The 23,568-nt window shown below is 36.7% G+C and carries 24 protein-coding genes; 19 read left to right on the top strand and 5 right to left on the bottom strand.

Going from position 1 to position 23,568, the window contains the following annotated elements; all coding sequences use genetic code 11:
* Positions 1-56: 56 nt before the first annotated feature.
* Positions 57-941, top strand: a complete 885-nt coding sequence (gene cyoE, locus MT391_RS12175; protein WP_166370497.1) for a heme o synthase — start codon at positions 57-59, stop codon at positions 939-941.
* 244 nt (positions 942-1,185) lie between these two features.
* Here cyoE and MT391_RS12170 read toward each other — a convergent pair whose 3' ends face one another.
* Entirely contained in the window at positions 1,186-2,556 is a 1,371-nt protein-coding gene (locus MT391_RS12170) for an MFS transporter (RefSeq protein WP_499498280.1), read from the bottom strand.
* 319 nt (positions 2,557-2,875) lie between these two features.
* Here MT391_RS12170 and MT391_RS12165 point away from each other — a divergent pair, with 319 nt between their 5' ends.
* The 8 genes from MT391_RS12165 to MT391_RS12130 all read left to right on the top strand — a co-directional run bounded on the left by MT391_RS12165 (position 2,876) and on the right by MT391_RS12130 (position 8,718).
* A complete protein-coding gene (locus MT391_RS12165; protein WP_499498278.1) occupies positions 2,876-3,313 on the top strand; it encodes a GNAT family N-acetyltransferase in 438 nt (145 codons plus the stop codon).
* 150 nt (positions 3,314-3,463) lie between these two features.
* Positions 3,464-3,910, top strand: coding sequence for a GNAT family N-acetyltransferase (locus MT391_RS12160; RefSeq protein WP_166370491.1), 447 nt, complete (start codon positions 3,464-3,466; stop codon positions 3,908-3,910).
* A gap of 191 nt (positions 3,911-4,101) precedes the next feature.
* The gene (locus MT391_RS12155) at positions 4,102-4,986 is read left to right on the top strand and encodes a chemotaxis protein (protein ID WP_499498276.1); all 885 of its coding nucleotides are present in this window, start codon (positions 4,102-4,104) and stop codon (positions 4,984-4,986) included.
* 119 nt (positions 4,987-5,105) lie between these two features.
* Positions 5,106-5,591, top strand: a complete 486-nt coding sequence (locus tag MT391_RS12150) for a cupin domain-containing protein (protein WP_499498274.1) — start codon at positions 5,106-5,108, stop codon at positions 5,589-5,591.
* Positions 5,592-5,761: 170 nt separating this feature from the next.
* Positions 5,762-6,550: a DUF3047 domain-containing protein gene (locus MT391_RS12145; protein ID WP_499498272.1), complete on the top strand. Its 789-nt coding sequence runs from the start codon at positions 5,762-5,764 to the stop codon at positions 6,548-6,550.
* Positions 6,551-6,661: 111 nt separating this feature from the next.
* Positions 6,662-7,564 (top strand): DUF6279 family lipoprotein, encoded by a 903-nt coding sequence (locus MT391_RS12140; protein ID WP_499498271.1) that lies wholly within the window; start codon positions 6,662-6,664, stop codon positions 7,562-7,564.
* Between the two features lie 53 nt (positions 7,565-7,617).
* Positions 7,618-7,956 (top strand): DUF4144 family protein, encoded by a 339-nt coding sequence (locus MT391_RS12135; RefSeq protein ID WP_499498269.1) that lies wholly within the window; start codon positions 7,618-7,620, stop codon positions 7,954-7,956.
* 150 nt (positions 7,957-8,106) lie between these two features.
* Entirely contained in the window at positions 8,107-8,718 is a 612-nt protein-coding gene (locus MT391_RS12130; protein ID WP_499498268.1) for a glutathione S-transferase N-terminal domain-containing protein, read from the top strand.
* Between the two features lie 173 nt (positions 8,719-8,891).
* On the opposite strand, the gene MT391_RS12125 is transcribed toward MT391_RS12130, so the two are convergent.
* The 3 genes from MT391_RS12125 to MT391_RS12115 form a co-directional block, all read right to left on the bottom strand.
* On the bottom strand, positions 8,892-12,002 hold the full coding sequence (locus MT391_RS12125; protein ID WP_499498267.1) for an efflux RND transporter permease subunit: 3,111 nt from the start codon (positions 12,000-12,002) through the stop codon (positions 8,892-8,894).
* A gap of 4 nt (positions 12,003-12,006) precedes the next feature.
* Positions 12,007-13,182 (bottom strand): efflux RND transporter periplasmic adaptor subunit, encoded by a 1,176-nt coding sequence (locus MT391_RS12120; RefSeq protein ID WP_499498265.1) that lies wholly within the window; start codon positions 13,180-13,182, stop codon positions 12,007-12,009.
* A 233-nt stretch (positions 13,183-13,415) separates the two neighbouring features.
* Complete coding sequence (locus tag MT391_RS12115) at positions 13,416-15,284, bottom strand: DUF294 nucleotidyltransferase-like domain-containing protein (RefSeq protein ID WP_499498264.1); 1,869 nt, start codon at positions 15,282-15,284, stop codon at positions 13,416-13,418.
* 385 nt (positions 15,285-15,669) lie between these two features.
* Between MT391_RS12115 and MT391_RS12110 the strand changes: the two genes are divergently transcribed.
* The 5 genes from MT391_RS12110 (at position 15,670) to MT391_RS12090 (ending at position 20,244) form a co-directional block, all read left to right on the top strand.
* A complete protein-coding gene (locus MT391_RS12110) occupies positions 15,670-16,986 on the top strand; it encodes a CinA family nicotinamide mononucleotide deamidase-related protein (RefSeq protein ID WP_499498262.1) in 1,317 nt (438 codons plus the stop codon).
* Positions 16,987-17,055: 69 nt separating this feature from the next.
* Entirely contained in the window at positions 17,056-17,391 is a 336-nt protein-coding gene (locus MT391_RS12105; RefSeq protein WP_166370473.1) for a rhodanese-like domain-containing protein, read from the top strand.
* Positions 17,392-17,746: 355 nt separating this feature from the next.
* Positions 17,747-18,712, top strand: coding sequence for an endonuclease/exonuclease/phosphatase family protein (locus MT391_RS12100; protein WP_499498261.1), 966 nt, complete (start codon positions 17,747-17,749; stop codon positions 18,710-18,712).
* A 359-nt stretch (positions 18,713-19,071) separates the two neighbouring features.
* Complete coding sequence (locus tag MT391_RS12095) at positions 19,072-19,263, top strand: CsbD family protein (RefSeq protein WP_028870287.1); 192 nt, start codon at positions 19,072-19,074, stop codon at positions 19,261-19,263.
* Between the two features lie 396 nt (positions 19,264-19,659).
* Complete coding sequence (locus MT391_RS12090; protein ID WP_166370469.1) at positions 19,660-20,244, top strand: YqaA family protein; 585 nt, start codon at positions 19,660-19,662, stop codon at positions 20,242-20,244.
* Between the two features lie 199 nt (positions 20,245-20,443).
* Here the strand turns inward: MT391_RS12090 and MT391_RS12085 are convergent, their stop codons facing one another.
* Positions 20,444-20,620, bottom strand: coding sequence for a DUF6435 family protein (locus MT391_RS12085; RefSeq protein WP_166370467.1), 177 nt, complete (start codon positions 20,618-20,620; stop codon positions 20,444-20,446).
* A 118-nt stretch (positions 20,621-20,738) separates the two neighbouring features.
* On the opposite strand from MT391_RS12085, the gene MT391_RS12080 reads away from it, so the two are divergent.
* The 5 genes from MT391_RS12080 to MT391_RS12060 form a co-directional block, all read left to right on the top strand.
* Positions 20,739-21,098, top strand: coding sequence for a MerR family transcriptional regulator (locus MT391_RS12080; protein ID WP_499498260.1), 360 nt, complete (start codon positions 20,739-20,741; stop codon positions 21,096-21,098).
* Between the two features lie 338 nt (positions 21,099-21,436).
* Positions 21,437-21,823 (top strand): carboxymuconolactone decarboxylase family protein, encoded by a 387-nt coding sequence (locus tag MT391_RS12075; RefSeq protein ID WP_166370463.1) that lies wholly within the window; start codon positions 21,437-21,439, stop codon positions 21,821-21,823.
* A gap of 264 nt (positions 21,824-22,087) precedes the next feature.
* Complete coding sequence (locus MT391_RS12070) at positions 22,088-22,537, top strand: GyrI-like domain-containing protein (RefSeq protein WP_499498258.1); 450 nt, start codon at positions 22,088-22,090, stop codon at positions 22,535-22,537.
* A 143-nt stretch (positions 22,538-22,680) separates the two neighbouring features.
* Positions 22,681-23,196, top strand: coding sequence for a GNAT family N-acetyltransferase (locus MT391_RS12065; RefSeq protein WP_166370459.1), 516 nt, complete (start codon positions 22,681-22,683; stop codon positions 23,194-23,196).
* 234 nt (positions 23,197-23,430) lie between these two features.
* Positions 23,431-23,568 (top strand): thiamine pyrophosphate-binding protein (locus MT391_RS12060; protein ID WP_499498331.1); only part of this gene is annotated, 138 nt, incomplete at its 3' end.

Genomic DNA, 23,568 nt, shown 5'->3' with positions numbered 1-23,568 from the left:
ACAAACTTAGTAAAGCGTATTAAACCGAGTTATAGATGGCAAAAAAGAGGTTAAAGATGTTTCGTCGTTATTGGAGTGTGACCAAGCCGGGTATCATTATGGGGAATTTTATCAGTGTGGCGGGTGGTTTTTTACTCGCGTCACGTGGTGATATTGATCCATGGTTGATGATCGCAACATTATTAGGTTTATCTTTTGTGATTGCTTCTGGGTGTGTCATTAATAATGTGATTGATAGAGATATTGATATCAAAATGGCGCGCACGCGTACGCGAGTAACTGTGACTGGCGAGATGTCTGCGCTAGCAGCTTTATGCCACGGTGTTGTATTAGGGGTGATTGGTTTTGGTTTATTGATTGCTTATACAACGTCGGCTGCTGTATTTTTTGCTGTATTTGGTTATGTTATTTATGTGGGTGTTTATAGCCTCTATATGAAACGTAACTCTATTTATGGCACATTTATCGGTAGTTTATCCGGCGCTGTGCCACCTGTGGTTGGCTATTGCGCAGTAACAGGGCGCTTTGATATGGAGGCGTTGATATTATTAGTGATGTTTAGTTTATGGCAAATGCCACACTCTTATGCGATCGCTATTTTTCGCTTTAAAGATTATCAAGCTGCGAATATTCCAGTGCTACCGGTAGCTAAGGGAATTGATAAAGCAAAACGTCATATTGTGCTTTATATTGCCATCTATGCGTTAGTGGTGATGTTATTGCCTATTGGTGGTTATACTGGCGCGGCTTTTATGGCGGTTGCTTGTACGACTAGTTTTTGGTGGTTGTTAATGGCATTACGCGGTTATCGTCGTGATATTGATGTGATTGGTTGGGCTCGACAGGTGTTTGGTTTTTCTATTGTTAATATTACTGCATTGAGTATTGCGATGGCGATGGATTATCAAATGATTGCTCCGCAATTCGCGCTGTTTAATTGAGTTAAAGGCGTTTTGACAGTGCAAGCTAGTCTTTGCTAATCCTTATCATTGCTAGTAACTAACACGCCTAGTAATTACATTATTGCTTATTAATATGATTAATAATTAACATGATTGGTCGCTATGACGATTGATAGTTGATAGTTGATAGTTGATAGTTGATAGTTGAGGCTATTTAAAATAATAAAGCTTAAATAGACAAGCTAAAAAGGCGTTAAGTTAATACTTAACGCCTTTTTTGCTATTATTCAACTTGATTTAACAGGCTTTTAATCTTGGTAATATTTACTATTTTTTCATCAACTTTCAAATAAGCAATCGCTTCAGTAAATACCACGGTTGCTTCAATAACACCGGGCATATTAATTAATTGTTCTGCTACTTCTCCCGCTTGTTTTTCATTTTCAACATTAATGGTGAAGCTTAGGTTTTTAGACTTTTTAAGTGGGCTCATTCCTAAACTAATGATTAACCATATACAGCAGATCACTGCCATCACTAAGAAAATAGATTGTTCACCAAAATTACTGGCAATGGCTCCACCTAATACACCGCCGCTAAAAGCGCCTAGAAATTGGCTACTAGAGTAGATGCCCATCACACTACCTTTTACACCAGCAGGGGCAAGGCGCGATAGTATAGAAGGCATTGTTGCTTCTAAATAGTTAAATGCTGTGAAAAACATGATCACAGTGATCACTAAACCGGTAAAACTTGTTGGCAAGTACCAAAGTAGAAATAGCGCTAGGGTAAGTAATAAAACCGATGCCGATAACATTTGTTTTTCTTTTTGCTTTTTAATCGCAAAAATCATAAATGGTACCATCAAAAAGAATGAGCCGATTAATGTGGGTAAATACAATTGCCAATGATCTTCAAGCTGTAAACCACTTTCAACAAACTGTTTAGGTAATGTAATAAAACAAGCCGTCATCGCCATGTGCAGCGCGAATACACCAAAATTTAAGCGCGACAATTGAGGGTGGCGAATCAATTTTTTGAGTTGAGCAGGTAAAGCAACACTATCACCACGTGGGGCTTTATTAACAGAATGAGGAACTAAAAATTGAATTAATAACATCGCAAAAATAGTTAATAGTGCAATAAACCAGAACAATCCACTTAACCCAAAGGCTTCTGCCACAATAGGGCCTATTATCATCGCAATAGTAAATGATAAACCAATGAACATACCAATGGTTGCCATCACTTTAGGGCGTTGTTCTTCACGACTTAAATCTGCTGCTAATGCCAAAATAGCACTCGCAATCGCTCCGGTTCCCTGTAATGCTCGGCCCAATACCACGCCATAGATAGTGTCTGACATAGCAGCCACAATACTACCTAACAGAAAAATGAATAAGCCAATCAAAATAATCGGTTTACGCCCATATTTATCAGATAAAATACCCATGGGGATCTGTAACATAGCTTGAGTCAAGCCATAAGCACCTATCGCTAAACCGATCCAGATTGGGCTATAACCTATTAACTGTTCGCCATAAATAGCAAAAACAGGCAGGATCATAAATAAACCCAACATACGCAGACCAAAAACAGCAGCTAAAGAAAAAGCCGCTTTTTTTTCAATACTATTTAAACCGTTAGAACTCATAAAATATCTTAATGTTGTCTATACCCTAGATGGGCGAAGTGTTACAGAGGATGTGATGATTATTTTATCACGCTATTAAGAGTACACAACCCGCAAAGATAAGTAATGCCGATTTCGCTAAATAGCTGAATAATCTTACTGGTTAAGATGCATCAATTCTGTGTTTGAAATTTTGTAAAGGAAAAACCATTTGACGCAATTACTTCATGGAATTAATGCTATAAAATCTGCATTATCAGATATTCGATTATTTATTGCTATTGGTAAGTTTATTGTTATCTTAAATTCAAGGTCGTAAATAATCTAAAGGAGGGGATAAATGTCAATTCGTAAATATACCGACGACGATTTTGAAGCGTTGCAGAATATTTATAATATCGCTAGGCCCGATGAGTTTTATGCAGAGCAGGGAAATTTTAAATTCATACCATTAGCAGATGATGAATATATTATGTTCATGTTAGGTGAGTCAGAAGTGTTTGTTTATGAACAAGATAGCATTCTTGGTTTTTGTGGTTTTAGCGGAGATCGTATTAATTGGCTTTTTGTCGATCCTAGTAGCAGAGGTCAAGGTGTAGGCCATAAACTACTGCAATATGTTTTACATAAACTTGAAAAAGGGGCCTCATTGTCGGTATGGAAATCAAACCAACGCGCGCAATCGCTGTATAAAAAGCTAGGTTTTCGTATCAGTGGTGAGTTTCAAGTCGGCTTCCAAGGCCATCAATTAATGGTTAACACTATGGTTTATCCTTAAATGAAATCAACGCGCACAATCACTGTATAAAAAGCTAGGTTTTCGTATCGAATCATAGGCGGGCACTTGACCTGCTCACATACTCCGAACGCATAACCTGCTAACATAGCCCATAGAGTTTTCACACAAATGTTAATAGGTGAAACAGTAATGGATTTAATAATAGAAATGGGCACTATTGATGATGTGTTGCTAGTTGACGCTTCTACTCCTGAATTTGAACAACAACATACACAGCAATCAATTACCGCTAGATTAAATGCAAAAACCTCGCTTATTTTAGTTGCAAAAATAAAAGGGCTTGTCGTTGCTTACAAAATTGGTTATGCACTATCGGAGAATGTATTTTACAGTTGGTTAGGTGCTGTAGTTCCTGCATATCGTCAACAAGGCATTGCTACTCAATTACGTGTTTATCAAGAACAATGGGCTGTTAATTCCGGATATAGTTGTATCAATGTCAAGTCCATGAATCGTTACCCTGGCATGTTACAGTTGTTAATTAATAGTGGTTACCAAATCCATGGATATCAAGCAAATGAAGATGATAAGTATGGAGAAAATGGCAAAATTTTATTTATAAAAAAGCTGATATGATATTTGAGCCAACGGGGTGGTAACTGATATATACCTTGAAGTATTATGTGGTTGTATTGTGCAGAAAATATCACATGTTTTACATTAAACTTTAAGCAATAAAAAATTAAAATATAAAATATATTGTTGTTGTTTGCAGATTGAATGCAGCTTTAAAAACAGCACTCAGAGTCATTTAATAAGGATTTAATATGCAATCAACATCTAGTCAATCGCAAGGATTATTGCTTTTTAGACTATCTCAACTACAAAATTTTGCGCTAGGCACCTTAAAAATAAAAGAACTTGTTCCTTATATGCCACTTACCCAATTACCTAATGCGGATGCCAATATATTAGGTGTTGCTAGTATTCGAGGCCGAACGCTACCTATTATTGATATGGCTGCTGCGGTAGGTTACCCAGCGATGAGCGAAGCTGAAAAAAAACAGGCAACCATTATTATCACCGATTGTAGCCGCATGCATGTTGGATTTTTGGTGCGAAAAATAGAGCGTATTGTCGAATGTAATTGGAAAAATATTGACCCGCCACCTAGTTCATTAGGGCATAAAACCTATATTACCGGTATTACTCGTTTTGAAAATCAACTTATTCAGCTATTGGATGTCGAATTGCTACTGGCTGAGCTATTCCCTGATAAAGATGAAAAAGCGGTGGAGATCACTGGCGTGCAAAAAGGGTTATTACAGAATTCTCACATTTTATTAGTTGATGACTCTTCCGTAGCTCGTCGTCAACTAGAAAGTGCATTGACTAAAATTGATGTGCCTTTTAAGGTTTGTAAAAATGGTCATGATGCCTTTGCCGTCATGAAAGACTGTGCTGCAAAAGGCAACCCAATCGACATACTGGTTAGTGATATTGAGATGCCAGGGTTAGATGGCTACGAATTAACCTTTGAAGTACGCAGCGTACCAGCCATTGCAGAAACCTATGTTATTTTGCATAGTTCGCTATCCAGTGCAATGAGTATGGATCGAGCCAGTCAGGTTGGTGCAGATCAAGCATTAGCCAAATTTGATGCTAAAGAATTAGTGAATGCGATGTTGATAGGTGCCAAAAAGAAACACTAGTACCTAGTTTATGAGCATAGTTAACGAGTAGATTTTTGCTTTCTGGAAAACATTAGCTCAGCGGTGTATGCATTAAAAATTAACATTATTAAGGGTCAAAAAATTAAGGGGCACAAACTTTGAATGAAATTACACTGCCTGTTTTAACTGCGTCGGTCATTAGTAAGCAAACTCTTTTGCAAGTAAAGGATGGCGAGCAGGGGGCTAGCCAAAAAATGACAGAACAAGGCAATGCAATTAAAGAAAGTTGCAAAACCAGCCATTCATTTTTTACTGACGTAACTTATTCAGTAGTAGATTATAACGGTTTATTTATTACTGACAGGATAGATGTGCTCAACTTTCGCCATCGTAGCAGCGAACCTGGCTATTTTAGTACTTGGCATGTGGCCGGTGATCCTACTCTAATTATTATTCGTTCAGGTATTTTACGTATCACGCTACGCAGTGGCGAATTTCGAGACTTTAAAGCAGGGGACTTATTTATTGCACAGGATCGTTTACAAGAAAATGAAGCATTTGATGACCATATTCATGGCCATTGTGCTGAATTAATTGGAGATGAAACCTTGCTTGCGGTCCATATTAAGTTGGCTTCAATCTAATCATTTATCAAAACTGGCCTTATTGAGTCGATTACTACAAGTGGATTGTTAAAAATTGGAGTCGCTCGTCAATTGTATTTTTAGTACAAACAAATTTTTCTTTTTAACCACAGCCTATTTTCTATAATTCAACGATTTCCAAATTTATCCATTATTTATAAGGTGTTTATATGCGCATCAATCGTCATTTTTGCAAATATCTGTTTACTGTGCTTAGACAAAAAGAGTTGAAGACCGTTTGGGCTCTGAACTGTATCTTGGTAATGTTTAGTTCAAATGTGACCGCTAATGAGCAAGTTGAACCTTTAATTGTTCCCGCAACTTCAACTCACTTTGCAAACCCAGTGTTAACAACAGATATCACCATTGGCCATTTCTCACAGGGAGACCTTACTGGGTGGGAAGAGAAAGAGTTTTCAGGTCAAACAGACTACCAAATAGTTACCGATGCCAGCACTTCAGCTAATACGGGGAAGGCGAAAAAGATACTGAAAGCAAACAGTAATAATAGTGCTTCTGGGCTGTTTAAAGAACAACGTATTGATCTGCAGAAAACACCTTATTTACATTGGTCTTGGAAAACACAGCATTTATATTCCGGTTTGAACGAAGTTAAAAAAGAAGGGGATGATTTTGTTGCGCGTATTTATATCGTAATCGATGGTGGTATGTTTATATGGAAAACAAAAGCACTGAATTATGTCTGGTCATCTTCTTTTAAAGAGAACGAGTTTTGGCCGAACCCTTACACCTCTAACGCTATTATGTTTGCCGTTGAATCAGGCACTAAAAATATTGGTAAATGGGTTAAATATAAACGTAATGTTAGTGTGGATTTACAAAAGGTGCTGGGAAAAGAGGTCCGCTATATCGATGCCATTGCAGTCATGACGGATAGCGATAGTTCAGGGCAACAAGCCACTACGTATTATGGAGATATCTACTTTAGTGCAGAGTAGCTATCACTATTGTTTTTATCAGATTATAAGTTTGAATATATGAGATAAATAGCTGCCTTGAGCTGCGCAAAATTAGCCGCCTAAGCATAATGACGATCTGGAGTGCATGTTATGACATTTAACAGATATCGGAATTCAACATATAAAAGCATCAATATGCGTTTGTTGTTGAGACTAATGATGGCTTTATTGCTAGTTTCTATCACAGCCTGCTCAACTAAACTGGCTTATAACAATCTTGATTGGATTGCCTCTTGGTATGTCGATGATTATGTCACATTAACGAGTGCCCAAGAAAAGCAACTTGATAGCAGTATCGAGTCATTGTTGTTATGGCACCGCAAGACTGAATTACAGAATTATGTGGTGCAAATTAAATATATAAAAATTGATTTAAAAAATGGCATAAAGCATTCAACGATTAAAAACTATATTAATGCATTAAAGCAGTTTTGGGATGTTATTTTACTCAAAGCTGAACCGGATGTGATGCGATTTGCTAATTCCTTGTCGGATAAGCAAGTGACTGAATTATTAGCTGAAATAGAGCAGCAGAACCTTAAAAAAATAAATGATTTTGATAATAGCAGTGAAAGAGAACGCTTAAAAAAACGTTTTGAGCGTATTGAAGAGCAAATAACTGAATTTACTGGGCCGCTTGATACGCAACAAAAAAAACGACTTACTCTGCTAAATGCTTCTCTATTATCAGCTTTTGAACAACGTATTCAGTTTCGACGCGACTGGGCAAAGTCAATCGCTGCCGCTTATCAATTACGGCAACAGAAACATCACAAGGAGAATGATCGTGTTCAATTTGAACAGGCATTAAGACCTGCTTTGATCAATACTAATAGCTTACGTTCTCAAGAATATTTAGCCATTTTTGAGCATAATCAGGCCCAGTGGGTTGAGTTTCTTCCTCAATTGGTGAGTTCATTAAATGTAAAACAATTAAGCAATGTACAGTCGAAATTAGATGATACCATTGCAGATATACAAGGTTTATATTAACGATTATTATTTTCTCAGTTCGTTTTTAGTTTATTATTCAATGAGGTATATTAATGATTTGTTGGCCGTGTTTATTAAAATTAGAAGGAGAGCATGAGCTTATTTACTTAGCTGATGAGTCTGAATTTATTGCTGAATGCGAAGAGTTAATTGTCAGTGATGATGATTACGTCGTTGACTCAAATGGTCTAAGTTATTTGCTTAAATTTAGCAATAAATCGAGCAATAAGACTAACAATAGTCGCGTGCAACTCGTTGATGCTGAACGTCAGCTTTCTAAGCAAGAAGTGACACTGTTAATACGTGAACATGAATTTAGTAAAGCGAATGTGTGCCTGACTAAAATTGAATTCCTAACTATCTCCTGTGCTGTGCACTCTTTAGTTTATTAATTCAATTGCATTAGCGTCAGTACTCGCATTAATAAAAATGAAACGATGTAATGACACAATAAATAACAATATCATTAATAATAGCAAAAGCGTTATTGATGGAATTAGACGAGTAAATTTATAACTAAAATATAACAATGGAGCGATAAAATGAAATTGATTGTAGGTACCGGTTCAACATGGTCACTAAGAGTATGGATATGTTTACAGCTAATTAAAGTAGAAGCGTCTGAGCAAGTGATTGATTTAAGCAGTACTGATCACCAAGCAAAAATTTTAGAGTATTCACCAAGTGGACTTGTACCTGCCTATATTGATGGCAACATTGTGATTAATGATTCGCTAGCAATTATTGAGCACCTAAATGAACATTCTCATGGTGGGCTGTATCCTATCAGTGTTAAACAACGAGCCTGTGCAAGAAGTTTATGTGCAGAAATGCATTCGGGTTTTACCTTACTACGCGAACAATTTCCTTTCATGTTAATACCTGCAAAAACACCAGCAATTTTGAATCAACAAATTCACCAAGAGTTAGCCCGTGTGGAGGCTATTTTTGAAAGTGCAACCTTGCCTTATATGTTTGAGCTTGCCGGTGCAGTCGACGCATTTTATGCCATTTTAGCATTTCGTCTTAATAGCTATGGTATTACATTGCCAGGTAAAGCTGGAGAATATCAGCAAAGTCTTTTACAGTGGGATTTATTAAAAAATGCGATTAAACAAGCTGAACACTGGGAAAATATGTGTGCAATTAGTTAACAGGTTTATTGGCGTTATATCAGCAGTTAAATAAAGGGGCAGACAAAGTAAACATTTAACTTCGATTTTAACTTCGATTATAATTTCATTGCTTACGGGCTCGCAGCTCAAAATAAAAAGGCTAACTCACGATAAGTGAATTAGCCTTTTTTAATGCTTATATCACGCTATTGTTATTTTGTTAGGATCGAGCGCGTCTTTTTCACCATTTTCAGAATTAAAACAAAGAATAAAGGTGCAAAATAAATCACTAAGCAGGTTGCTGCAATCATACCACCAAGCACTGATGTACCAATGGCATTACGCGCATTTGCGCCTGCTCCGGTACTGATCACTAAGGGTAAAACACCTAAACCAAATGCTAATGATGTCATAATGATCGGACGTAAACGCATTTCACAGGCTTTGACTGTAGCATCAATTAAGTTCATTCCTTTTCCATATAACTCTTTGGCAAACTCGACAATCAAAATGGCATTTTTAGCCGTTAATCCAATAGTGGTCAATACGCCTACTTGGAAATAAACATCGTTTTCAAGCCCTCGTATCATAACCGCTGCTAACGCGCCCAAAATACCTAATGGAACAACTAAAATGATCGCGATTGGAATGCTCCAACTTTCATAAAGCGCTGCTAAACAAAGGAATACCATCAATAGCGAAATGCCATACAAAATAGGTGCTTGGTTACCTGCTTCTAACTCCTGATATGACATACCAGTCCAACTAACTTGTACATCACTAGAAAGCTCAGCTGCTATTTTATCAACTTCAGCCATTGCATCACCGGTACTATAGCCCGGTGCTGCTTCACCTAATATTTCGACTGCAGAGTTACCATTAAAACGTGATAATTGCGGAGAGCCTGTTCCCCAATGTGAGGAACTAAAAGCTGATAATGGTACCATTTCACCTTTATCATTACGTATAAACCAAAGGTTCATGTCTTCTGGTGTCATACGATATTCAGCATCAGCCTGAATATAAACCTTTTTAGATCGACCTCGGTCTATGAAGTCATTCACATAAGAAGAACCCCATGCAATAGAGAGCGAGTTATTAATATCATCAATATCGAGACCTAATACCTTGGCTTTTTCATAGTCAATATCGAGGTAAAATTGTGCCGTATCTTCCAAACCATTTGGTCTTGCATTTTGTATCAATGGACTTTGTGCTATTTTTTCTAATAATTGGTTACGTAGCTCAATGAGTTTTTCATGACCAATACTACCCACATCTTGCAGATAAAAGTCAAAACCAGTTGCTTGCCCTAATTCACGAATAGGAGGGCTACTAAAAGCAAATACAGATGCTTTTTTATAACCTGAAAAATGCTTCATAGTACGTGCAATAATAGCGTCCGCATCGGTACCTGGTTCAGCTCTTTCTGCCCAGTCTTTTAAACCAATAAACGCCATACCGGCATTTTGGCCTGTTCCAGAGAAGTTAAACCCTGCAACGGTAAAAACAGAAGTCACTAAATCTGGCTCATTTTCTTCAAAGTAGCTTTTTACTTCATCCATTACTACATTGGTTTCTTTCAGGGTTGTCCCCGTTGGTGTTGATACCATTACCATAAATGAACCTTGGTCTTCATTAGGTAAAAAAGAACTTGGTAATGAGTTATATAAGTAAACAGTACCGCCGAACAATAGGATATAAATTAAAGAAAAACGAATCGGACGCAATAATAAGTGTTTAATAGAGGTGTTATATTTTCCTAATAATTTGTCAAATAAACGGTTAAATATTTCGAATACTTTAAGGTTTCTTTCTTTATCAACCGGCTTTAATAACGTCGCACACAGTACCGGTGTTAATACTAAAGCCACTAATACTGATAATCCCATTGCAGATACAATAGTCAGAGAGAATTGTTTATAGATAATACCCGTAGAGCCAGACATGAAGGCCATTGGAATAAATACCACCATTAATACCATGGTAATACCGACTAATGCGCTGGTAATTTGTCCCATTGATTTTTTGGTTGCTTCAAATGGTGATAGTTTCTCTTCATGCATTATTCGTTCGACATTTTCGACAACAACAATCGCATCATCAACCAACAAACCAATGGCTAACACCAACCCAAACATGGTTAAGGTGTTGATAGAGAAGCCCAATACCGACATGATTGCAAACGTACCCAGTAATACAACAGGTACCGCAATGGTTGGAATTAATGTTGCTCGGAAATTTTGTAGAAATAACAGCATAACTAAAAATACTAATACGATTGCTTCTATTAATGTTGTGACTACTTCACTAATAGATATTCGAATAAAGGCATTGGTATCAACTGCTTTCGCTATCTCTAAACCAGTAGGAAATGACTCAGATAATTGTGCTAATTTTGCATCTACCCCTGCTTGCGTATCTAATGAATTTGCACCTGAAGCAAGTGTTATTGCAATACCTGATGTTGCGTAGCCATTAAAAGTAGGGATCACACTTGAGCTTTCGCTTGCTAGTTCAACACGCGCAACATCTTGAAGTCGGACCTGCGAGCCATCTGAATTAACTTTAAGATAAATGTTTTTAAATTCATCTACCGTTGTTAATAAACTTTGTGCTGTGATAGTGGCATTGATTAATTGTGACTCTGTTGAAGGTGTGCCGCCTAATTGTCCTACTGTGACTTGGCTATTTTGTGCTGATACGGCAGTAGAAATATCTACCGGTGTTAAGTTATAACTATTTAATTTAGCTGGATCTAACCAAATTCGCATGGCGTAAGATGGACCAAAAATAGTCACACTACCGACACCATTTACACGGCTAATAATGTCTTTAATATTAGAGTTTGCATAATCTTGAATGTCTCCTGCACTCATCGAACCATCTTCAGAATATAAGGTGGTTACGGAGATAAAACCAGACGTACTCTTAGTGACAGATGTACCTGCATTTTGTACTGCAGCAGGTAAGCGACTGCTGACTTTTTGTAAGCTATTTGATACCTGTACCTGTGCAGTATCGGGGTCGGTATCGGCACTAAAAGTTAATGTTATTTTTGCGCTACCAGAGGAATCACTGGTTGACGACATGTAAAGCAGGTTATCTAATCCTGTCATGCTTTGTTCAATAACCTGGGTCACAGTATCTTCAATGGTTTTAGCTGACGCACCCGTGTAGTTTGCCGAAATTGAAATTGCTGGTGGTGCAATAGTAGGGTACTGCGCTACAGGTAATGTCAAAATAGAAGCTATACCTGCCATCATAACAACAATGGCAAGCACCCAAGCAAAAATAGGTCTGTGAATAAAAAAGTTAGACATGTAATTAATCCTGATCTTTTGATTGATTGTCAGTTTTTGTTGTTGCAGTGTTAGAGGCGTTATCAACAATGACTGTTAAGCCATTTTTAACTTTAGCTAAATTGTTAATGACGACATTATCACCTGCTTTTAATCCCTCTTTAACAACCCATCCGTTATCTACTTCATTACCCAATACGATAGATTTTTTTACTATCTGATTGTTATCATCAACAATAAATACCGAAGGTAGTCCTGACTGGCTTCTTACAACAGTTGATTGTTTTACAATAAGGTAGTCACGCGCCTCTGGCATTGAAATTTTAGCTCTAACATACATTCCAGCTAACAGGGCATTATCTGGATTTGCAATAATTGCACGTAAAGCGACTGTGCCCGTTGAACCATTAGTTTGAGTATCTGTAAATTCTAAGTGGCCAGTTTGATCATAAATAGTGCCATCTTCTAGTGTGATAGAAACAGGGACAGTTGGATTTTTAGTGGTAGCATTTTTAAATTCTTGTTGTATTTTATAAAAAGCAACTGCAGATTGTTGCATATCAATATAGACATTATCAGTTTGAATAACAGTGGTAATGTAGTCTGATTGACCTGATGTTAATAGCGACCCTTCTGACACTTGAGAGAAGCCTGCTTTACCTGATATAGGTGCTTTAATTTTGGTGTAAGATAATTCTATATTTGCGTAATCTAACGTTGCTTGGCGAACGGCTACTTCAGCTTTGGCCTCTAGGTATGCGGCTTCTGCAGAGTCAAATAATTGTTGGCTACTTAGTTTTTTCTTTAATAGCTGGGCATAACGCGCCATTTCTTTTTTTGCATTTCTTTCGCTGCTTAAAGCTTTTTTTAGTTCAGCATTCGCACTGTTAACGGTTGATTGATAAGTCGTTGGGTCTATTTGAAAAAGGATATCTCCCTTTTCTACATAACTGCCTTCCTTGTATAAGCGGCTTTCTATTATACCTGTGATTTGTGGCCTTACTTCTGCTTCTTTAAAAGCGGTAATCCGCCCCGGTAATTCGGTCGTTAAACGTAATGTTGAATAAGTTAACGTTGCAGTATCAACGTGGATACTTTGCACCGGCCTTTTATTGGGCTCAGTTTGATCACTACACCCGAATAAGCCCAAGGGTAGTAGTAATAACAGTAAAGAGTATTTAACTTCGCGAGCAAAAAACATAGATCAACCTTAAATGAAAATTTAGTATCAATAGATACGGATTCTTCAATAATCTCATGGAGAGGGTTAAGAGGAAGTTAAGGTTTAATTAAGGAAGGTCTTTAGTTTCGATTATGGTTGTTATTTTGACGACTATTTTGGTTTTGTTATGCTGTTATAGATTACCTTTAAAGCATTTACTTAATAAGTGCGAAGCAGCTTTCCTAATTATTAAGTAAACCGTTAAATAATAGTTACTTAGTGAATTTCATAAATTTCATTTTTATCTGGTTCTGAAAACTGCTTACAATGCGAAAAGAGTCTTTTAAATGCTGTCGCTCAAAACTGCCAAATAAATTCGGTGTTAATAGGTTATCAATGGTCTGATTATTCTCTATTGCTTGCTGTTGGTGTTGATACCTCAAATGGCAAACGTATTGGTAGGTGCCTTTCAAATCTTGATAAGTCACTTTATTGAGAATTTTTTCTTGATATAACCATTTGATACGTTCATTAGTATTGATATAGCGACAATTATTCATGATGGAATAAATACGCACGACGTCAGATATACAACTGATCGCTGCTTTTTTGATGTTTAAAACACGATTATTATGGCCGTCTTTCTCCAACACTAAGTTCTGAAAAATACCTAGTGGAGGACGAGTTCTCAGTGCATTTTTAACCAAAGCCAAGGATAATTGAAAATTATTACTGATCTGCTGCTGACGATATTCATTGATACCATCAAACAAATTTTTATCCCCGTAAATATGGCGAATTTCAATAAACACATTTAGGTTAAGCAGTGAATCATACTCTGGTTTATCACTCCATTTCCGATAATACTCTTTCCAGACTTTGCTATTTTGGCACCATTTGGGTGTTGCTGCCATAAATCTACCGGTACATAAAGTGTAACCAAGGTTAGATAACCCTTTACAGATATACATAGCCAGATGATTAAAATACATACGGTCAGCTCGCGTTGCATCCTCAGCTAGAATAATTGCGTTATCTTGATCTGAAGCTAAATGAACTTCATTACGAGCATGTGAACCGGCGACCATCCAAGAAAAAGCGCAGGGTGGTTTACCAAAGGCTTCAATCGCTAATTCAATTAAGCGATGGGTAAAAGCATCATAAATAGTCGTTAGTGTTTGTCCGACTAAACTAGGTGAAGAAGTACTTTCCATTATTTCTTGGAAGGCCTCATTACGTTGCTCCGACAACTCAATTAAATGCGTAATAGAATGCGCATGGCGAATTTTATCGACTAAGTAAATACCTTGAACACCACTGTTTTGGATTAAATCTTTGGGGGTAATATAGCCAATCACTTGATGCTTATTATCCACCACTGGAATGTGTTGAATATTGTATTTAGTCATCAAGCGTATTGCTTCCATCACCAACTCATTACCAAAAATAGTATAAGGGTTGACGGTCATTACAGTACTAATTGGTTGATTTATATCAACGCAATCAGCGACAACACGGTGGGTGATGTCTTTATCGGTGACCACACCAATTAATGCGTTGTCTTTGGCAATAATAAACGCACAGGAAACACCTACCGCATCGCGCATTTGATTGGCAACACTTTGTATGCTGTCATCGGCTGATACCAAGGCCATTTTAGAGGTCATTAAATCAGCGCAGGCTCGCATATATTGATGTGACGATTGACGTGACTTATTTGGATCTGTGATGCTAGCTTTTAAACGGATTTTTAAGCTTAAATTCAACTGTGACTTAATGTCAGGATAAGCTTCAATTTGTTTCATCAACACACGGTAATTGAATTGATAGAGTAAGGTCTCTTCAATGGCAGTCGTTGAATAGGTTTGTTTAGCATCATCGGGCTGCAGGTTAAATCCAAAAATATCATCATTACTTAGTTTTGAACGTAGCGAACCATCTGGATTATTTTGTTTAATAACACCATTTTTAATAATATAAAGGTACGATTTTTCAAGATCTTGGTTTAGTATTTCTCCTTCATCAAGCACAATAATATCAACGGCTTCAGCAACCTCTTTGAGTGTATTCCTTGGAAGTTCACTGAAGGTAGGGATGGTCTGCAGAAAAGACAAAATGTTGGGAAGTACTTGATTATCCATATTAACCATGCTTTTTGTATTGAATGTTGATCGTTGTGTTGACCGAGAAATTAAACCTATTCTTAAATTGTACTTATAGGGTAGTCTACGTTTTTGATCGGTGAATTGAAAGCTGCATATTATTTGTACTTACTCGATAAAATCAGCTTTAATTGTTAACTGTGAACGATAATAGATATAGATAAATTAACAGCCCTAATACCTTGTCGGAGCCGCTTTGATTAATCAAATATAGATAGAATATTTTTTATTTGAACATGTTAAAGTAAACCAACAATCAAGGCGTTATTACCAATCCTAATGGGCGTACCATCTTTTAGTCAGTATAGATGAGTACGCTAGCATTGTTTTATGTAAGCAATCAAACAACTAATAAAGAGAGTTTATGAAGCTAGAAATGATATGCACTGGTGAAGAAGTATTAGCAGGACAGATTGTCGATACTAATGCTGCCTGGTTAGGTAATCAATTGATGGATAATGGCTTTGAGATGCATCGTCGTACCACGGTTGGTGATAGATTAGCTGATTTAATCGAAGTATTTGAAGAGCGAAGTCATCGTGCCGATATCATTTTAGTGAATGGTGGGCTCGGGCCTACTGCTGATGACCTATCTTCGTTAGCGATGGCCAAAGCAATGGGCGTTGAGTTAGAAGAGAGTACCGAATGGCGTGCTACTTTAACTGAGTGGGCAAAGGGACGAAATATCACCTTAACGGCTAGTAATTTAAAGCAAGCTTTGTTACCTAAAGGTGCATTAGTTGTTGATAATCCAGTGGGTAGTGCCTGTGGTTTTAGAGTTAAATTAAATCAAGCTTGGTTCTTTTTTACACCTGGAGTTCCCCATGAATACAAAAAAATGGTGTTAGAGCAATTTATTCCCTTTGTTAAATCTCAGGCAACAAAACAGAGTAAAGTTGAAGTCACTAAATTGTTAAGTATTGGTATTGGTGAATCAGAGATGGCTGAACGTTTAGAACAACTTACTTGGCCAGCAGGTATCACGCTTGGTTACCGTTCTTACATGCCTTATTTAGAGTTAAAGTTAATCGCACGTGATGTGACTCAAGAACAGCAATCGCTAGCAATATCACAAGCGGTTAGTTTATTAGGTGATGGTATTGTTGCGAGAAATAAGGACACCTTAGCGGCAGAAGTACATCGTCTGCTTAGTGAAAAAGATAGTACTTTGGCCATTGCTGAGTCATTAACTGGCGGCGAGATTTGCAGTCAATTAGTTGCTTTTTCTGGTAGCTCTCATTACCTTAAACAAGGTGTTGTTAGTTATTGTAATGAAGCAAAAATAGGCTTACTTAATGTACAAGCAACAGATATTGCTGAGCAATCTGAAGTTTCATTAATTTGTGCAGCACAGATGGCCGCTGGCGTAGCTTGCGCTAACCCCAATATCACAACGCCTGATTTTGCGATCGCGACTACCGGTATTGCAGGCCCTAGTGGCGGCTCAGATCAACACCCAGTTGGTACGGTGGTGATTGCGGTTAAAGCACAACAAAAAATCTATTGCCAGATGATCAATATAACCGCGACGAGAAGTCGAGATTACATTCGTGATTTAACCGTCGCCATTGCCTTTGATATGTTACGCAGAGCTATTTTAGAGTTATCACCGATTGCGGATTACAGTTATATTAAACGCACTGACTCAGCGGTTTACAATTTGCGAGATCTATTAAATTAACCTGAAGACTATGGTTAACTCAAACTGTGGTTAACTAAAAACTATGGTTAGCTCAAAAGGAGTTATTTAATGAAAATTAAAAGGCTTATTAGTATCGCTTCATTTACCTTGGCTATGCTATTTAGTTCATTGTCTTATGCTGATGAACCGGTGTGGATTGATGTTCGTACCTTAGTGGAAAATCAACGTGACAATATTGCAGGAGACTTACGTATTTCGCATTCTAATATTGTTAGAGAAGTGGTTAAACTGTTTCCCGATAGAGAAACAGTTTTCTATTTTTATGATAAAACTGGGGGGAGATCTGATATCGCCATTTCAGCGCTAAAGCTAGAAGGATATAAAAATTTACACAATGCTGGCAGTATTGAGGAGGCGCGAAAACAAAGAGGACTTTCTCAGTAAAGTATTAATGGTTACGCTAGCGAAAAATTATCGCACACAATGGATCATGAAATACAAAGTATCGATTATTACTTTATGAACTTCCTAGATGATCTTATTCTTACAAGATTATCTCTTCATTACCCTGTCATTAATTAATGCACACGTCATAGAGCATAACGTAGTTCTCACTGCGCTATAATTAAGGCATATTAAGGCATATTAAGGCATATTAAGGCATATTAAGACATAATTAGCACCAATTATTTAGAAATACATAGCTATTTAGATCAACATAGTTATTAAAAAGTGCTTATTTAAAAAATGGCTATTTAGAAAATAGTCATTTAAAAGATAGTTAGCCAAGGAATTGAAGATGTTTGAAATTATTATTATCCTATTCACTTGCATCATGTTGTGCGTGACACTAGTGCCTTTATTACCGAGTAATCATTGGTTATCGAGAGTATGGGAATTTCCGCGCGTACAAATTGCCGTACTCACTGTGAGTCTTACCATTGCTAGCCTCTTCCTTGCTTCTCCTAGCATGGCAATTGTGCTTGTTAGTATTAACGGCTTATTATCTTTGTATCAAATTGCTTGGATTTTTCCTTACACAAGGCTATATCCAATACAAGTGAAAAAGGCGACCGCACCATATCAACAATCAATTAAAATAATGACCAGCAATGTACTGATGCCCAATCATTCTGCTGATAAGTTAATTAAGTTAATTCAGTCATACCAGCCTGATGTGGTGGTGACCTTGGAAACAGATCAATGGTGGGAAGATGCATTACACCCCATCCATAGCGAATATCCACATCGAGTTAATTGCCCATTAGATAATTTATACGGTATGCACCTTTACAGTAAGTTTGTATTAGAGGATGTGCAATTATTAGAGCTTATCGAGGAAGGGATCCCTTCAATACACTGTTATTTAGTGTTAAAAAATAATATTAAAGTTAAATGTCATTTTCTACATCCTGCGCCGCCAAGTCCAACAGAGAACACAACCTCAACGCCAAGAGATCGGGAGTTATTGGTAATTGCAAAGCAAGTTGCAGGACAAACGGAGCCTATTATAGTGACCGGCGATTTAAATGATGTTGCTTGGTCGCCAACTACGCGTGCTTTTAGGCGTATTAGTGGACTTAAGGATCCAAGGATGGGCAGGGGCATGTTTAATACGTTTCATGCCAGTTATCCTATTTTACGTTGGCCTCTAGATCATATCTTCCATAGTGAACATTTTGAGTTGGGCACAATACAAAGAATGCCGTCTATCGATTCAGATCACTTCCCTTTACTCAGTGAGTTAGTTTACGTTAATAAATAATCACTATAGCGTTGCTAGATTCAACTGTTATGGCGTAAGGCATTATTCAATAATGTAACTTATTGAGCATCTGTTTTCATTGTGCCCCATGAAATATTGACAAGCAGGGCTGTAATTATTACAAAGAAGTCACATGCTTATCACTTACATTTTATTTTATTATTTAATAATCAATGGTTTATGTGTTGGCATGGAACTTGGTTATAGTTACATGGAACTTGGTTATAGTTAATTGAGTTCGATGAAAAGTTTGTAGCATCAAGGATTCTAATTACGATGTTATTTTGAAATAATCTTTTTAATCGCTCTTCTATTAAACCAAGTTTAATAAACCTTATAATAAAGCAAGGAGTTACTTAATGAACAACGATATTATCGAAGGTAAGTGGAAACAAGTTTCAGGTACACTTAAAGCGAATTGGGGTAAATTAACTGATGATGATTTACAAGAAATTGATGGTAACCTAGAAAAGTTTCAAGGAAAAATGCAAGAGAAGTATGGAATGGCTGAAGATGAAGCCAAAAAAGAGTTTGAAAAATCATACTACTAAGTCGTTTTACATAGGGCAACGACCGTACTCAAGCTGTACATACATCGATGCATAAGTTAAGTGCTAAGTAGGTTTGTAGTAGTAAAATGTTGTCTAAGTTCTAGGGGTAGCCCCTGATTGCTGCCCCATTAATCAGTCCTCCATATCAATACGCCTTCATACTTATATGCTAAAAATGAAGCCATTAACGTTATTTTAAAAGGGTGTATTCAAAATTATTTTATTGATGATGAATAATATTCATATCTGCAACTCTGATACTAAATAACTGCTACTTGATATTTAAATAACTACTAAATAACTTAGATAATCAGTTAACTTAGTCATCAGCTGATTTAACCATCAGGTAACTGAAACGGCAGCTAACCGAGATCAAAGCCACTAAAGAGATACATTATGCCAATCCAAAAAAAGATAAAACAAAAAACACGTAAGTTTATTGATTCAAAGCATATGTTGAGTGGTATTACGATTGCATCATTTTTGGAATCAACCATTGTTCCCATCCCATTGGAAGCGGTATTAGTACCGTTAATGCAGGCACGTCGCGAAAAGCTTTGGCTTATTGCCTTAATGGCAACCTTAGGTTGTATTGTGGGCGCTTTATTTGGTTATGCACTTGGGTATTATTTATTTGATGTGGTTGGCGATTGGATCATTGAAACATTTTCAAACCCAACACAGTTTGAAAATGTCAGACAAAGCATGGAAAATCAAGGATTTTGGTTTGTTATTACACTAGGCATTATTCCGATTCCATTCCAAATCGCAATGCTTGCTGCTGGTGCAACTAAGTACTCACTTACTTTATTTTTAATTGCTTCTGCAATTGCACGTTCTATTCGTTACTTTGGTTTGGCGTTAGTTGTATATTATGCAGGAAACCATGCTGAACGCATTATCAATAAACACAAAAAGAAAGCGATGATTAGTCTAACTATTCTAATACTAGGAGGGTGGGCATTAAGTGCTGTCTTATAAGCCATTTAGTATTAGATCATTGTCAATCGCCACAGCTCTAAAACAATCGCTAGTATAATATTTGATACCCTAATGATCGATACCCTAATAAACAACACCATCTCAATCTAAGTTAATAGGGACTGTCAAAGGCTCTATCACATGCAACCAAATGAGCTCTTAAATACAAAAATAAATTTATAAGGCTATCAATAATCTTCTACTTGTTTGCATTTTCTAAGACGATTAACTGCTTTTCAATTTCTTGTGCTTCAAAGCTTAATTGCGAGTAAGTTCTTATATCGCCGTTACGCTGTGCGTTCATTGCTTCCTCTAATTTTGCAGACAGTTGTTGGTTGAGTTTTTTAATTGGATCTTTTTTAAATATTGAAAACATGATTTACTCCTTGAGGTTGTTTCGAGTTATACGTTTTGATCACTCATTTGGTTTACTTTGTTAGTGTATATTTTAATTATTAGGACTTATTACTTGAATTCAAGATTAGGAAAAATGCATGAATATTAAAAAATTTTCAGAGGCAACCAAGCTCACTGCTTATACCGTTAGATATTATGAAAAAATGGGGTTGTTAAAAAACATTTCTCGTAATAGCAGTGGCCACCGTTGGTTTACAGAGCAAGATATAGTTTGGGTCGCCTTTATAAAACGATTAAAAGATACGGGGATGCCACTGGAAGGAATCTTGAAGTATGCAGAATTAAGAGAGCAGGGCATTTCGACATCAGAGCAAAGAATGCAGATGTTACAGGATCACGCCCTTAAACTTGAGGAAAATATTACTGAGCAGCAGTTAAACCTTGAGAAGCTGCAACAAAAAATCACCTATTATAGCGACGTCATTAAAGTGCAATGAATATAGGCATCAATATAATTTATAAACAATTTGTACTCGCTATTATTTCAATTGCCTTTCCTTAATATACCTTCCTTAAATCATTAAATAACAAGTCATTAAAATAAAAGTGTTACAGCTTAATTCTTTGATATTAAATTTCTTATAAGGTCACTGTCGATAATTGAAATTTTCATAAACTTATATTAATAAATCTACGTTTTGCCCATTGGCTAATCTTCTCAACTTTTTCCTTTTTTTAAACACTTGACTTAGAGTTGACTCTAGGTTGTAGAGTGGTTAACGAAATCCGATTGTTATTGAAAGTCGGCTTATTAATAAATACATAAGGAAAGAAAATGAATAATAAACGTTATCAAGATGGGCTTATCAAATTACAAGAAATTGATGGAGAGGCAGGGCAAAAAGTGATTGATAGTTTAGCAACTATTTCTCCCGACTTAGCCAAGTATACTATTGAGTTTGCCTTTGGTGATATCTACCCTAGAGCAGGGCTTGATCTTAAGAGTAGAGAATTAGCAACGGTGGCCGCATTAACCGCAATGGGGAGCTGCTTACCGCAATTAAATGTACATATTAATGGTGCGCTGAATGTAGGATGTAAACCACAGGAAGTGACAGAAGTAATTATACAAATGGCTGTTTATGCAGGTTTTCCTGCTGCACTCAATGCGATGCAGATAGCAAAAGAAGTTTTTATTGAGCGTGCCATTATCAATAGTTAATATTAGGAAATATAGATACTTGTGCATCACAGTTTTCCTGTAATGCACAAAAGCATAACTTTTTATAAAACACACTTCAAAGATCAACTCCTCTCGAAAATAACCAGGATAATATTTATAAATTTTAAACCTTATTCTTGATTGTGATATAACTAACCTCAACTCATCATGAGCAAAACTATTCACTGCTGCATAGTATTGCCTCATAGTAGTGCTTCTGTTGAATACTTCGGTAAACTATCCGATTTTCTACATGGATTTGTTATGACAATACGTAATGTTTCAGAAAAAATACTGCATGGCTTAAGTATTAGAACTGATAATGAAACTGAAATGAGCGCTGATAAAGGAAAAATAGGCGCTTTGTGGCAACAGTTTGGTAAGGTTGTTGATGTTGATTATCAAAGTGGAGAAAGAGTTTACGGAGTATATTTTGATTATGAATCAGATGCTCGCGGTCAATTTAGTGTATTAGCTGGTTTTGATGGTAAAAATTTACCTGCATCTATACCTTTACAAAAAGTAGTAATCTCCGCTGGCAAGTATCTTGTCTTTAAACACAAAGGAGAAATGCCACAAATTGCCATTGATGGGTGGACTGAGGTTTGGAATTATTTTTCGAATCCAGAGGCTAAACATCAGCGCACTTATTCCACTGATTTTGAGTTTTATTCAAACTATAATGAAATTGAAATACACATTGCGATAAAATAACACTCGCTATTGTGGTTACTGCTCAGCCTGCATTGTATTCTTTAATGCCAATGCCAATGCTAATGCTAATGCTAATGCTAATGCTAATGTGAATGGTTATTTTGGCCAGAAGCTCTATTAGGCTCATTAAATATAGGTAATAAATGCAACGCTTTGAATATTGTAATGCTAAAGATTGTGCGCAAGAAATGCTCAACTTAGGGCAAGTTAACATGAAAATGTGGTACTTATTCCAATGGTTAACTGAGCATGAGCAATTGCGTCATGGTACTCAAGCTGAATTACTCAAGTTGTATGTTGATGAACAGCTGGTGGCTTATAGTCTGTTAGAAAATTATGAAGCTTGCATGGATAAAACAACTTTATTCGACGGCATCTTATATCAGGATTTAGGCGTAATACACTTTGTGACTATGCCTGACTTTCGTAAACAAGGTTATGCGAGCCTATTAGCTGAGGTGATGTATCGAGATGTTATTCAGCCTTTATTGGCTCGACATACAGATGTACATGCATATATTACTGCCACCGGACGAGCCGTTCCTTTAATGGAGCGCACGCCTATTTCACCTGCCAAGATGGTAAAAGAATTTTATTCTGAGGTTACCTTTGAAGAAAAAGTGGTTAATTACCTACGTGCTCAATCATCGGACTGTTAGTTTATGAAGATACTTAATTAATCCACTTAACTAATTCACTTAATTAAGACTCTAATTTATAAACCCACCACTTTAGTGGAGTGTAATATATCAATTTAACCACATATTTTGTGTATTGCAGCACTGTTGAAAATATTTTACCCATTCTGTCGATCTAGTTCTCACTTTCTTACCTATTTACAAAATACACTGATTTTAGTTTTTAAATTTAAGTTTAATTTTTAGGAGTTATTTATGCCATCGAGTTCTACTTCTCAGCCTTCTCGTCAAGAGTTAGCTAACGCAATACGCGCCCTTAGTATGGATGCTGTCCAAAAAGCCAATTCAGGTCACCCAGGCGCACCAATGGGTATGGCTGATATTGCGCAGGTT

This window comes from Vibrio sp. 1-Bac 57 (genome assembly GCF_037546855.1).
GTDB lineage: Bacteria > Pseudomonadota > Gammaproteobacteria > Enterobacterales > Psychromonadaceae > Psychromonas.
This window is presented reverse-complemented; position numbering and strand designations above follow the sequence as displayed.

Bases quoted from the DNA above. Each gene is read 5' to 3' on its own strand.
- MT391_RS12100 (WP_499498261.1), top strand. From the start codon at position 17,747: ATGTTTGAAATTATTATTATCCTATTCACTTGCATCATGTTGTGCGTG.
- MT391_RS12165 (WP_499498278.1), top strand. From the start codon at position 2,876: ATGTCAATTCGTAAATATACCGACGACGATTTTGAAGCGTTGCAGAAT.
- MT391_RS12130 (WP_499498268.1), top strand. From the start codon at position 8,107: ATGAAATTGATTGTAGGTACCGGTTCAACATGGTCACTAAGAGTATGG.
- MT391_RS12120 (WP_499498265.1), bottom strand. From the start codon at position 13,182: ATGTTTTTTGCTCGCGAAGTTAAATACTCTTTACTGTTATTACTACTA.
- MT391_RS12145 (WP_499498272.1), top strand. From the start codon at position 5,762: ATGCGCATCAATCGTCATTTTTGCAAATATCTGTTTACTGTGCTTAGA.
- MT391_RS12080 (WP_499498260.1), top strand. From the start codon at position 20,739: ATGAATATTAAAAAATTTTCAGAGGCAACCAAGCTCACTGCTTATACC.
- MT391_RS12115 (WP_499498264.1), bottom strand. From the start codon at position 15,284: ATGGATAATCAAGTACTTCCCAACATTTTGTCTTTTCTGCAGACCATC.
- MT391_RS12170 (WP_499498280.1), bottom strand. From the start codon at position 2,556: ATGAGTTCTAACGGTTTAAATAGTATTGAAAAAAAAGCGGCTTTTTCT.
- MT391_RS12160 (WP_166370491.1), top strand. From the start codon at position 3,464: ATGGATTTAATAATAGAAATGGGCACTATTGATGATGTGTTGCTAGTT.
- MT391_RS12065 (WP_166370459.1), top strand. From the start codon at position 22,681: ATGCAACGCTTTGAATATTGTAATGCTAAAGATTGTGCGCAAGAAATG.
- MT391_RS12105 (WP_166370473.1), top strand. From the start codon at position 17,056: ATGAAAATTAAAAGGCTTATTAGTATCGCTTCATTTACCTTGGCTATG.
- MT391_RS12125 (WP_499498267.1), bottom strand. From the start codon at position 12,002: ATGTCTAACTTTTTTATTCACAGACCTATTTTTGCTTGGGTGCTTGCC.
- cyoE (WP_166370497.1), top strand. From the start codon at position 57: ATGTTTCGTCGTTATTGGAGTGTGACCAAGCCGGGTATCATTATGGGG.
- MT391_RS12085 (WP_166370467.1), bottom strand. From the start codon at position 20,620: ATGTTTTCAATATTTAAAAAAGATCCAATTAAAAAACTCAACCAACAA.
- MT391_RS12070 (WP_499498258.1), top strand. From the start codon at position 22,088: ATGACAATACGTAATGTTTCAGAAAAAATACTGCATGGCTTAAGTATT.
- MT391_RS12135 (WP_499498269.1), top strand. From the start codon at position 7,618: ATGATTTGTTGGCCGTGTTTATTAAAATTAGAAGGAGAGCATGAGCTT.
- MT391_RS12095 (WP_028870287.1), top strand. From the start codon at position 19,072: ATGAACAACGATATTATCGAAGGTAAGTGGAAACAAGTTTCAGGTACA.
- MT391_RS12110 (WP_499498262.1), top strand. From the start codon at position 15,670: ATGAAGCTAGAAATGATATGCACTGGTGAAGAAGTATTAGCAGGACAG.
- MT391_RS12155 (WP_499498276.1), top strand. From the start codon at position 4,102: ATGCAATCAACATCTAGTCAATCGCAAGGATTATTGCTTTTTAGACTA.
- MT391_RS12140 (WP_499498271.1), top strand. From the start codon at position 6,662: ATGACATTTAACAGATATCGGAATTCAACATATAAAAGCATCAATATG.
- MT391_RS12075 (WP_166370463.1), top strand. From the start codon at position 21,437: ATGAATAATAAACGTTATCAAGATGGGCTTATCAAATTACAAGAAATT.
- MT391_RS12090 (WP_166370469.1), top strand. From the start codon at position 19,660: ATGCCAATCCAAAAAAAGATAAAACAAAAAACACGTAAGTTTATTGAT.